We start from the raw sequence: 10357 nt of genomic DNA, 5'->3' as shown, positions 1-10357 counted from the left end.
GACCTTCTCCCGGCAAAAGAGGCGCGCTTTGGCGCGGTTTACTACGCTGGACCTCCGGATGCACGCTTGGCGGTCCTCGCGGACACGCTTTTGCGCCATGCCGAAGTCCAGTATGTTGCCTGCCACGCTCGCCCGACTTCGGACGATCGATCCGACCGCGGCTCTCCCTGCCGCGGACGGCTGTGGTGGGCCATCTCGAAATATCGATGCAGGCAAACACGATCTAATATTTCGCCAGCGTCGATGGTTTTGTAACATTGAACCCAAGATATGTCAACATGACTGACATAAATTTTTCCAACCCGGCCGCCAATCCCGATTCGCGGGGCTCGGAGGCGCGCGCCGCGGCTCAGCGGGCTGATTTGCGCTGGGACATCATCGAGCTCTTGTTCTTTGCGTATCGCGATTTCGTTGGCGACCCCGACCAGGAGCTCCAAGCCTTCGGCTTCGGCCGGGCCCATCACCGCGTGCTGCATTTCGTCTACCGCTATCCCGGATTGAAGGTCGCCGACCTGCTCGACGTGCTGCGCATCACAAAGCAGTCGCTCGGGCGGGTGCTGAAGCAGCTGCTCGACGAGGGCTATATCGTGCAGAAGACCGGCAATAATGACCGGCGGCAGCGCCTGCTGTATGCCACGGCGAAGGGCGAAGCGCTGGTCGACCGGCTGGCCGGCCTGCAGACGACGCGGATCAACCGCGCGCTGGAGGAGATCGGGCCAGCCGGCACCGAAACCGTCCGCCGTTTCCTGCGCGCGATGATCGATCGCGACGATCCGGACAAGGTGCTGGAGACGATTTTCAAGGCCCCCACCGCAAAGGAGTGATCGTGCCCTTGGCTGCCCAGGCCCCGCGTACACCGCCGCAACCGGCCGACGATGCCCCCCACCTGCTGCTGGTCGATGACGACCGCCGCATCCGCGACCTGTTGTCGCGCTTTCTGTGCGGCGAGGGCTATCGCGTCACGACGGCGGCCAGCGCCGGCGATGCCCGCTCCAAGCTCAACGGCTTGCATTTCGATCTCCTGATTCTCGACGTGATGATGCCGGGCGAGACCGGTTTTGACCTCGCGCGCTCCATCCGCAAGACCTCGACAGTGCCGATCCTGATGCTGACGGCGCGCCACGAGGCGGAGGCGCGTATCGAGGGGCTGCAGATCGGCGCCGACGATTACGTCGCAAAACCGTTCGAGCCGCGCGAGCTGGCGCTTCGGATCGGCAACATCCTAAAGCGCAGCGCGCCGCCACCCTCTGTGGGCGCGCTGGAGCAGATCACCTTCGGGCCCTACGTGTTTCACCTCGGCCGCGGCGAACTCCGTCAGGGCGATGAAGTGATCCATCTGACCGACCGCGAACGCGATATGCTGCGCGTGCTGGCGGCCGCCCCCGGCGAGACGGTTCCGCGCGGCGCGCTGACCGGCAACGGCACCGTGAACGAGCGTGCGGTCGACGTGCAGATCAACCGGCTGCGGCGAAAGATCGAGCGCGACCCCGCCAATCCGCTGTTTCTGCAAGCGGTGCGCGGCATCGGCTATCGCCTGGTCGCGTCCCCATGACCACGCTCGATACCGGCCTGACGCTGCTCCGCTCGGCGGCGGGGCGCGTCTCCGCGGCCAATGGCCGGCTCGGCAACGCGTTCAAGGGCTGGATGCCGACCGGGCTCTATGCCCGCGCGCTGCTGATCATGATAGTCCCAATGGTGATTTTGCAGAGCGTGGTGGCCGGCGTGTTCATGGAGAGCCACTACAACACGGTGACGCGGCGCCTTTCCACGGCGGTCGTGCAGGACATTGCCGCGCTGATCGACGTCTACAAGGGCTATCCCCAGGACAAGGACCGCGCGCAGATCCGCCGCATCGCGCAGCAGCGCCTCAACCTGGTCGTTGATTTCCTCCCTGCGGGCGACATACCGCCGCCAGGACCAAAGCCGTTCTTCAACCTGCTCGACCAGTCGCTCTCGGTGCAGATCGGCCGCCAGATCCACCGGCCGTTCTGGATCGACACGGTGGGCAATTCCAATCTCGTGGAAATCCGCATCGTGCTCGACGACGCCGTGATGCGGGTGTTTGCCGAACGCAGCGCGGCCTACGCCTCCAATTCCCAGATCTTTCTGTTCTGGATGGTCGGCACCTCCACCATCCTGCTGATCGTCGCGGTGCTGTTTCTGCGCAACCAGGTCAGGCCAATCCTGCGCCTTGCCGACGCCGCCGAGAGTTTTGGCAAAGGACGGGAAGCGCCGAATTTCCGGCCGCGCGGCGCCCGCGAGGTGCGCCGCGCCGCGCATGCGTTTTTGGAGATGAAGGCGCGCGTCGAGCGCACCATGGAACAGCGCACCGCGATGCTGGCCGGCGTCTCGCACGACCTGCGCACCATCCTGACCCGCTTCAAGCTCGAGCTGGCGCTGATCGGCGACAGTCCCGAGGTCGACGCGATGCGCAAGGACGTCGACGAGATGTCGGGCATGCTGGAAGACTATCTCGCCTTTGCGCGCGGCGATTCCGGCGAGAACGCGCAGCCGACCGACATGGCGCTGGCGCTGGAGGAACTCCGCAGCGACGCCGAGCGCGACGGCCATCAGGCGACCGTCGCCTTCCAGGGCCTGCCGGTGGTCACGGTGAAGCCGGCCGCGTTCAAGCGCTGCCTCGCCAACCTGGTCTCCAATGCGGCGCGGCACGCGCAGACGATCTCGATCAATGGCCGGCGGGATCATCGCTATCTGACGGTGACCATCGACGACGACGGGCCGGGCATTCCGCCCGACAAGCGCGAGGACGTGTTCAAGCCGTTCCTGCGGCTGGATTCGGCGCGCAACCAGGACGAGGGCGGCACTGGCCTTGGGCTGGCGATCGCACGCGACATCGCCCGCTCCCATGGCGGCGACATCACGCTGGCCGACAGCCCGATGGGCGGCCTTCGCGCCATCGTCCGCGTCCCGGTGTGAGCCTTCCACTCGACGCCGCGGGAGAGTGTTCGCAACTTTGCAAGGGACTCGCACGTCGTCATGGCCGGGCTTGTCCCGGCCATCCACGACTTGAACCACGGCAACAAAGACGTGGATGCCCGCGACAAGCGCGGGCATGACGAGCGAGCAAGCGGAGCGAGGTTAGCGAGCCTTACTTCGCGGGCTGGATCAGCCCCTTCAGCTTTTCCATGTCCTTGATGTTCATCTTGAAGCCGCCGGGCATGATGATGTCGCCCGCCTTCTGGTCCGGCTTACAGGCGCCGAGCCATTTCGCCTCGATCTTGGTCGTGGTGTCCAATGGCTTGCCGGAGGGGCCCTTGTCGCTGTGCGAGGTGCTCGAGACCGTGTAGGCCGAGTTGAAGTCGCCGACGATGTCGGCATGCGAGGTCACCGAGATGCCGGCGACACTGCAGACGGAATCGGTGACATAGCCGGTCGCGGTCTTCTGGATGTCCTGCTTGGAGCAGACCTGCTTCACCATCGGCGAAAAACTGTTGGCCATGTCCTTGTCGGTGGTGGCATCGGTGCAGTGCTGCATCGCCATGTCCGGCACCGACGAGCCGGTCTTGACGATTTTCATTTCCCACAGCCCCGCCCTGCGGACTGGAAGCTCCTGCGCCCCGGCCGTCAGGCAGGGCCATGCCGCCAGCACCAGGCAGCCCAGAACACTCGAAGCAAGAAGATGTCGCGTCATATCGCGCGCTCCGGCACGTGAACCATCAATGAGGGAAAATCGATCGGCTGAAGAGGATCAGACCGTCAATCGAGGGTTTTCAGCGCCTGCCCTTCGGCACCATAAGGCACCCAGCGGCAGGCGAACGACAGATAGCCGCCATACTGGGCGTCGACCGACAGGAAGCGCGCCACCTTGCCGTAGGACGCGCAATGCGCCACCGCGAGTTGCCGCGCATCGGCTTGCTGGGCCACCGTATAGGCGATGATGCCGCCGGTGTCGTTGCCTTTGAATGCGGGCACCCAGTCGGCCTTGGCCGGCGCGCCTGCCACTCCGACCATCGCCACGAGGCTCGCCGCCCAAATCCTTCGCATCGCCGACTCCTTCGATTCCTGACATCTTAAGGCGCGTCTTGTGCCAAGAAAAGGACGGGAATGCGGCTGATGGAGAACTTGTGCTATGGGTGTTGCTACGCTGCACTTGACCGCGCCCCGGCTTCGCGGCACCGTCTGCAGATCCTCGGCCATTCTCGCGGACTGCCCATGCGCGCCCCAAAACTCCAGAACAAGATCAGCCCGAAACTCTGTTTGGCTGCCGCGCTCGGCGCGCTGCTGGGTGCAACCTCCTTCAACGCGGCGCAGGCTGCCAACCCGCTGGAATTGAATTTCTGGCTCTCGGGTCCGAAATATGACGGGCGGGTTGCGCCATGCGAGTCGGCGCTGTCGACCATCACGTCGCAGTTCCACGAGAAAGAAAGCATGTACTGGAATTCGTCGCTGACGATCACCGCCTACGGCAACATCCACGAGGTCGCCTTCCGGCCTTGGCAGTCCGACAACATGCCGCGCCGTTTTTGCAGCGGCAACGTCCAGACCAGCGACGGCGTCAACCGCATCGTCAATTTCTCGATCATCGAGGACGGCGGATTTGCCGGCTACGGCCAGGGCGTCGACTGGTGCGTTACGGGCCTCGACCGCAACTGGGCCTATAACCCGAGTTGCAAGGCCGCCCTGCCCTGATCGCAGCCTGACTGCTTCGGCTTGACGGGGTCGCTCGGCTCCTGCGGCCCCGATGAGACGTCGCTTTTTGTTCTTGAAATGTTCCTTTCTCCTGCTAGGCTGACGGCATATCAGCCGTGGGAGCGTTTTTATGTTTCATGCATTGGGTGGGCGATCGCGGGCCGTGCTTGGCGCGGTTCTGGTCCTGGCGTTGATCGGGATCATTGGGAGCGCGGCGACGGCTCCGGCAGCGGCGCAGGACCAGCGCCAAAACGCGCCGGGCGAATTCGATTATTACGTGCTGTCGCTGTCCTGGTCGCCATCCTTCTGCGAGGACGCGGCCGAGCGCGGCAATAGCGGCCGCGGCATACAGGCCCAGTGCGGCGCGCGGCCCTATTCCTTCGTGGTCCACGGGCTTTGGCCGCAATATGAGCGCGGCTTTCCCGAATATTGCCAGCGCCCGTCGCCGCGGCTCGACCGCAACATCATGGTCTCGATGCTCGACCTGATGCCGGCTCCGGGCCTGATCTACAACGAATGGGACAAGCACGGTACCTGCTCGGGGCTGCAGCAGCGCGCCTATTTCGAAACCATTCGCAAGGCGCGCGCGGCAGTGAAGATTCCGCCGGAGTTCTTGGATCTCGCCGACACCAAGACGGTTGCGCCCGGCGACATCGAGGACGCCTTCGTCAAGCTCAATCCGGGCCTCACCAACGCGGCGATCGCCGTCACCTGCAACCGGACGCGGCTGTCCGAGGTGCGGATCTGCCTGAGCAAGGACCTGCAGTTCCGCGCCTGCGACGAGATCGATCGCCGCGCCTGCAAGCGCGACCAGGTAACCATGCCGCCGGTCCGGGGCGGGTAGTTGGTCGCGACGTCATTCCGGGGCGCCTCGCAGAGGCGAACCCGGAATCTCGAGATTCCGGGTTCGATGCTTCGCATCGCCCCGGAATGACGACTTGGGGACATGCCGGGCTGCTTCGCAGCTATGCTGCTCGCAAATGACGTGGGGTTGCTTTCGCCTCCCGATGTCGTAACCCACGGCCATGAACTACCGCCACGCCTTTCACGCCGGGGGATTTGCCGATGTCATCAAGCACATCGTGCTGGTTCGCATCCTGATCTATCTGCAGGAGAAGCCGGCCGCCTTCCGGGTGATCGACAGCCATGCCGGCGCCGGCCTGTACGACCTGACCAGTGACGAGGCGCAACGCAGCGGCGAATGGCTGACCGGGATTGCGCGGATCATGCAGGCGCGTTTCTCGGACGCGGCGTTCGCATTGCTAAAACCCTATCTCGACATCGTCAGGGCCTTCAACACCGGGGGCGAGCTTGCGGCCTATCCCGGCTCGCCGCTGTTTACGCGAGCGCTGCTGCGCCCGCAGGATCGGCTGACCGCCTGCGAGATCGAGCCGCGCGCGCGGGCGCATCTGATCGACGCGCTCCGGCGCGATGCGCAGGCCCGCGTCGTCGATCTCGACGGCTGGACGGCGCTGCCGGCTTTCGTGCCGCCCAACGAGCGGCGCGGCCTCGTCCTGATCGATCCGCCGTTCGAGGCGAAGGACGAGTTCGAACGAATGGCGGAGGGTTTTGCCAGGGCCTTTGCGAAATGGCCGACCGGGACTTACGTGCTGTGGTACCCGGCCAAGAGCCGGCGGGCGAGCGACGAGCTTGCGGACCGCGTCGCGGAGGCCGCGGCATCGGCGAGGCCCGCGGGCAAGGGCCTGCGGCTCGAATTCAGCATCGCGCCACAGACCGCTGAGAGCGCACTCACCTCCACCGGGCTTTTGATCGTCAACCCGCCCTGGACCCTCGCAAGCGAACTGAAGACCATCCTTGCCGAGCTGACAAAACCGCTCGGCCAGGGCGGCCCGGGCCGCTACCGGCTCGAGGCAATGTCGTAAACCGAACACTCACGCGACGCGCTTGTTGCGAGGGCGATTTTTCGGCCCGCTCTAACTTTCTGTCGAAGCATGATCTTTTCGCCGCGATCGGGGCCCTGCCCGTTGTGCCCCGGGCCAGCGTCGTGGCCGGGATTTGCCTTTGAAAATCCGTAGTCAATCCGCGGCGAACCGTATTATGCTTGTTCCAGAGGACTGGCTTTACGTTCCGCTTCCGCGAATGGTTGCGGCGGAGTGATCAAGGCCTAAAACAAAATCCAGGCGGACCGGCGTTGACCGGCGGCCCGCCCAAGGTGGCCAAAGCTTTCCGACAGCGAATGCCGGGTCGGGCCGGTGCGCAAGACGCGCGCGACGGCGAAGCAATGCGGGGGGAGGAGTTTTCCCGATGGCCATGACTGGAACGGTCAAGTTCTTCAACGGAGAAAGGGGCTACGGCTTCATCAAGCCTGACGACGGCGGTCGTGACGTATTCGTGCACATCACCGCGGTCGAGCGGGCTGGATTGAAGGACCTCTCCGAAGGACAACGCATCACATTCGAGGTCGAACCGGACAAGAAGGGCAAGGGCCCGAAGGCGGTCAATCTCGTGATCAACTCGTAAGCCCCGCGCGCCCCACTCCTCGCGCATCCAACGCCGGATCGGATCCGCGAAGGAGCACTGTTGCCTCGCCCAGCATGGGACAAAAAAATCCCGGCAGCGCGAGACGCGCGGCCGGGAGTTGTGTGTCCGGTATTTTCTTGGTCGAAATCAGAAGTGATAGTTGATGCCGGCGCGCACCACGCTGGAGCGATAGCCGTTAGACGTGCCGGTGATGCCGAACTGGCTTTCCGATAAATCGATGTAGAGATATTCGATTTTGGCGCTCCAGTGCGAGTCGAGGCCGACTTCTGAGCCGAAACCGAGCGTCCAGCCGGCCGTTGTGTGCTGCTCGGCGCGCCCAAAGGTCTCGCCGCGCAGTTCACCGAAGGCAAGACCGCCAGTGCCGAAGAACAGGATGTTGTTGAAGGCATAGCCGGCGCGGCCGCGCACCGTGCCGAACCAGGGATTGGAGAACTTCCACGGCGCAAACGTGTCGTCGGCGCCGGTCACCTGGAGGTCGCCCTCGATGCCGAACACCCAGGGGCCGGACTGCCAGTTGTAACCGGCCTGCACGCCGCCCTCGAAGCCGGACGGCTTGGTCGGGTTGTTGCTGACTGAGCCCCATTGATAACCGAGATTGCCGCCGAGATAGGGCCCGGCCCAGCTGAAGGCGTTGAGCGGCTGGTTGACGGTGTAGGCCGTGCGCGGCGCGTAAGGCAGATCGGCGGCGCCAGCGGACGCGGCGCCCAGGCTCGCAGCGGTCAACGTGACCGCACCCACGACAAACCTTTTCATCGCACTCTCCAACGCAAACCGCCGCAACGTCCTCGGGCCCCGCGCGCACACCTCATGCGAGGCGGTAAGCGAACCGAAAGGTTACGAAACTCGATCTTTTTTCCGCTAAGGTTTATCGAGAGTCTTAAGTTAAAGGCTCATTAAGGGCGGTTACCGCGCGCTCAGCATTGTTAACGAAGGATTACCGCGCGCTGGCGATGCAGCTCGCCAGCGCCTAGTTTAGGCCCATGCCTCACGATTCTGCCGACCCGCCGAAAGAGCCCGCTGCCGAGAAGCGACGGCGCCGCGCCGAGACCGATTTGCCCGATGAACTCGCCGCTCCCGACGTCGATCCAGCGACGTCAACGGGCGAGGACGAGGACGAGGCGCGCTTGCCGGAACTCCCCGAGGAGATCGCCGATACGGTCGCCGAAGGACCGCTGGCGGCCGGCCATGATGCGATCGAAAGGGCGGTACGGCTGGCCCCGACCTCGCCCGGCGTCTATCGCATGCTCAACGCGGCAAACGACGTGCTCTATGTCGGCAAGGCCAAGAACGTCAAAAAGCGCCTCACCTCCTATGCGCGCCCCAATGCGCCGCACCCGGCGCGCATCCTGCGCATGATTGCGGCGACCGTCAGCGTGGAGATCATCTCGACCACGACCGAGACCGAGGCGCTGCTGCTCGAGGCCAATTTGATCAAGCAGCTTCGGCCGCGCTTCAACGTCCAGCTGCGGGACGACAAATCGTTTCCCTATATCCTGATGACCGGCGATCACTGGGCGCCGCAGATCCTGAAACATCGCGGCGCGCAGACGCGGCCGGGGCGCTATTTCGGGCCGTTCGCGTCGGCCGGCGCGGTCGGGCGCACCATTACGGCCCTGCAGCGTGCGTTCCTGATCCGCTCCTGCACCGACGGCTTTTTCGAGAGCCGCACCAGGCCCTGCCTGCTCTACCAGATCCGCCGCTGCGCCGGACCCTGCACCGGTGAAATAGATTTTCCCGGTTACACCGAGCTGGTCCGCGAGGCCACCGATTTCCTGTCCGGCAAGAGCCAGGGGGTCAAGCAGCTGCTCGCAAGCGAAATGGAGAAGGCTTCCAGCGAGATGGAGTTCGAGACGGCCGCGGTCTACCGCGACCGGCTGGCCGCGCTGTCGGCGATCCAGTCGCAGCAGGGCATCAATCCGCGCACGGTGGAGGAGGCCGACGTGTTCGCGATCCATCAGGAGGGCGGCTATTCCTGCGTCGAAGTGTTCTTCTTCCGCACCGGACAGAACTGGGGCAACCGCGCCTATTTTCCGCGCGCGGAAAAATCCTACACGCCGGAGGAGGTGCTGTCGTCCTTTCTGGCGCAATTCTACGACGACAAGCCGCCGCCAAAATGCATCCTGCTCTCGCACGACATCGAGGAGTGCGAGCTGCTCGCCGATGCGCTCTCGGTCAAGGCCGGCCGCAAGGTCGAGATCTCGCTGCCGAAGCGCGGCGAGAAGAAGGAACTGATCGCGCACGCGCTGACCAACGCCCGCGAGGCGCTGGGTCGCAAGCTGGCCGATACCGCGACCCAGAGCCGCCTTCTCGACGCGCTCGCGACCACGTTGCAACTGCCGCAAGCGCCCCGGCGTATCGAGGTCTACGACAACAGCCACATCCAGGGCACCAATGCGGTCGGCGCCATGATCGTGGCCGGCCCGGACGGCTTCATCAAGAACCAGTACCGCAAGTTCAACATCAGGTCGGACGGCCTCACGCCCGGCGACGACTATGCCATGATGCGCGAGGTGCTGCAGCGGCGTTTCAAACGATTGCTGGCGCCTCCCGAGACCGACGCCAGGAAGGCGAAGGCGGACGATGAATCCGTGCCGCAATGGCCCGACCTCGTGATCATCGACGGCGGCCGCGGCCAGCTCGGCGCAGCCCGGAAGATTTTCGAGAGTCTTGGGCTCACCCAGGTCGCGCTGATGGCAGTCGCCAAGGGGCCGGAGCGCGACGCCGGACGGGAGACGCTGTTCTTGCCGGACCGCGAGGCGATCAAGCTCGAGCCGCGCGATCCCGTGCTCTATTTCATCCAGCGGCTGCGCGACGAGGCGCATCGCTTCGTGATCGGCTCGCATCGCAAACTGCGCAAGAAGGACATCCGCGAGGCCGGCTTGCAGGAGATTCCGGGCATCGGCCCGTCACGCAAACGGGCGCTGCTGCATCATTTCGGCACGCTGAAGGAAATCGAACGGGCCTCGATTGCCGATCTCGGCAAGGTCCCCGGGGTCAGCGCCGAGAGCGCACGCCGGATCTTTGAGTTCTTCCATCCGCAGGGGACCTGACGCCATCAGGATTGGGATCAGTCAACATCCACACCACCGGGTCTTGACGTTGTTGGTGCGCGATTTGCCCACCGCTGCCGAAATCTGGCGGTGCAGGAAGTCGGCAGCTCTCTGGGTACAGCGGCTGTGGCGCTGATGCGTTCGGGAAGGCAGCA

11 protein-coding genes are annotated in these 10357 nt (G+C 64.5%); 8 read left to right on the top strand and 3 right to left on the bottom strand.

The window, feature by feature from the left end; all coding sequences use genetic code 11:
• The first annotated feature begins 278 nt into the window (after positions 1 to 278).
• Genes JOZ76_RS28610 through JOZ76_RS28600 form a run of 3 tightly spaced genes read left to right on the top strand, consistent with a single transcriptional unit; the run spans position 279 to position 2937 of the window.
• On the top strand, positions 279 to 824 hold the full coding sequence (locus JOZ76_RS28610; RefSeq protein WP_291704415.1) for a MarR family winged helix-turn-helix transcriptional regulator: 546 nt from the start codon (positions 279 to 281) through the stop codon (positions 822 to 824).
• On the top strand, positions 821 to 1552 hold the full coding sequence (locus tag JOZ76_RS28605) for a response regulator (protein WP_291704413.1): 732 nt from the start codon (positions 821 to 823) through the stop codon (positions 1550 to 1552). The genes JOZ76_RS28610 and JOZ76_RS28605 overlap by 4 nt, the downstream gene beginning before the upstream one ends.
• Positions 1549 to 2937, top strand: a complete 1389-nt coding sequence (locus tag JOZ76_RS28600) for an ATP-binding protein (protein WP_291704411.1) — start codon at positions 1549 to 1551, stop codon at positions 2935 to 2937. Before JOZ76_RS28605 ends, JOZ76_RS28600 begins: the two co-directional genes overlap by 4 nt.
• 172 nt (positions 2938 to 3109) lie before the next feature.
• On the opposite strand, the gene JOZ76_RS28595 is transcribed toward JOZ76_RS28600, so the two are convergent.
• Positions 3110 to 3652, bottom strand: coding sequence for a DUF3617 domain-containing protein (locus JOZ76_RS28595; protein ID WP_291704410.1), 543 nt, complete (start codon positions 3650 to 3652; stop codon positions 3110 to 3112).
• Positions 3653 to 3717: 65 nt separating this feature from the next.
• Complete coding sequence (locus JOZ76_RS28590) at positions 3718 to 4005, bottom strand: hypothetical protein (protein WP_291704408.1); 288 nt, start codon at positions 4003 to 4005, stop codon at positions 3718 to 3720.
• 168 nt (positions 4006 to 4173) lie between these two features.
• Here JOZ76_RS28590 and JOZ76_RS28585 point away from each other — a divergent pair, with 168 nt between their 5' ends.
• The 4 genes from JOZ76_RS28585 (at position 4174) to JOZ76_RS28570 (ending at position 7131) form a co-directional block, all read left to right on the top strand.
• Positions 4174 to 4650, top strand: a complete 477-nt coding sequence (locus tag JOZ76_RS28585) for a hypothetical protein (protein ID WP_291704407.1) — start codon at positions 4174 to 4176, stop codon at positions 4648 to 4650.
• Between the two features lie 130 nt (positions 4651 to 4780).
• The gene (locus JOZ76_RS28580) at positions 4781 to 5494 is read left to right on the top strand and encodes a ribonuclease T2 (RefSeq protein ID WP_291704405.1); all 714 of its coding nucleotides are present in this window, start codon (positions 4781 to 4783) and stop codon (positions 5492 to 5494) included.
• A 181-nt stretch (positions 5495 to 5675) separates the two neighbouring features.
• Positions 5676 to 6533 (top strand): 23S rRNA (adenine(2030)-N(6))-methyltransferase RlmJ, encoded by an 858-nt coding sequence (locus JOZ76_RS28575; protein WP_291704403.1) that lies wholly within the window; start codon positions 5676 to 5678, stop codon positions 6531 to 6533.
• 382 nt (positions 6534 to 6915) lie between these two features.
• Positions 6916 to 7131 carry a cold-shock protein gene (locus JOZ76_RS28570; protein ID WP_291704401.1) on the top strand — a complete coding sequence of 72 codons (216 nt, stop codon included), beginning with the start codon at positions 6916 to 6918 and terminating at the stop codon, positions 7129 to 7131.
• A 147-nt stretch (positions 7132 to 7278) separates the two neighbouring features.
• Here the strand turns inward: JOZ76_RS28570 and JOZ76_RS28565 are convergent, their stop codons facing one another.
• Positions 7279 to 7905 carry an outer membrane protein gene (locus JOZ76_RS28565; protein WP_291704400.1) on the bottom strand — a complete coding sequence of 209 codons (627 nt, stop codon included), beginning with the start codon at positions 7903 to 7905 and terminating at the stop codon, positions 7279 to 7281.
• A gap of 227 nt (positions 7906 to 8132) precedes the next feature.
• Here JOZ76_RS28565 and uvrC point away from each other — a divergent pair, with 227 nt between their 5' ends.
• Positions 8133 to 10202, top strand: a complete 2070-nt coding sequence (uvrC, locus tag JOZ76_RS28560; RefSeq protein WP_291704398.1) for an excinuclease ABC subunit UvrC — start codon at positions 8133 to 8135, stop codon at positions 10200 to 10202.
• The last annotated feature ends 155 nt before the right edge of the window (positions 10203 to 10357 follow it).

This window comes from Bradyrhizobium sp., assembly GCF_019244115.1.
Classification (GTDB): Bacteria; Pseudomonadota; Alphaproteobacteria; order Rhizobiales; family Xanthobacteraceae; genus Bradyrhizobium.
Note: the sequence above shows the minus strand (reverse complement) of the source record. Positions and strands in the feature narration are given on the sequence as shown.

Excerpts from the sequence above, each read along its gene's own strand:
- JOZ76_RS28610 (WP_291704415.1), top strand. The coding sequence starts at position 279 with ATGACTGACATAAATTTTTCCAACCCGGCCGCCAATCCCGATTCGCGG.
- JOZ76_RS28600 (WP_291704411.1), top strand. The coding sequence starts at position 1,549 with ATGACCACGCTCGATACCGGCCTGACGCTGCTCCGCTCGGCGGCGGGG.
- JOZ76_RS28595 (WP_291704410.1), bottom strand. The coding sequence starts at position 3,652 with ATGACGCGACATCTTCTTGCTTCGAGTGTTCTGGGCTGCCTGGTGCTG.
- JOZ76_RS28590 (WP_291704408.1), bottom strand. The coding sequence starts at position 4,005 with ATGCGAAGGATTTGGGCGGCGAGCCTCGTGGCGATGGTCGGAGTGGCA.
- JOZ76_RS28585 (WP_291704407.1), top strand. The coding sequence starts at position 4,174 with ATGCGCGCCCCAAAACTCCAGAACAAGATCAGCCCGAAACTCTGTTTG.
- JOZ76_RS28580 (WP_291704405.1), top strand. The coding sequence starts at position 4,781 with ATGTTTCATGCATTGGGTGGGCGATCGCGGGCCGTGCTTGGCGCGGTT.
- JOZ76_RS28575 (WP_291704403.1), top strand. The coding sequence starts at position 5,676 with ATGAACTACCGCCACGCCTTTCACGCCGGGGGATTTGCCGATGTCATC.
- JOZ76_RS28570 (WP_291704401.1), top strand. The coding sequence starts at position 6,916 with ATGGCCATGACTGGAACGGTCAAGTTCTTCAACGGAGAAAGGGGCTAC.
- JOZ76_RS28565 (WP_291704400.1), bottom strand. The coding sequence starts at position 7,905 with ATGAAAAGGTTTGTCGTGGGTGCGGTCACGTTGACCGCTGCGAGCCTG.
- uvrC (WP_291704398.1), top strand. The coding sequence starts at position 8,133 with ATGCCTCACGATTCTGCCGACCCGCCGAAAGAGCCCGCTGCCGAGAAG.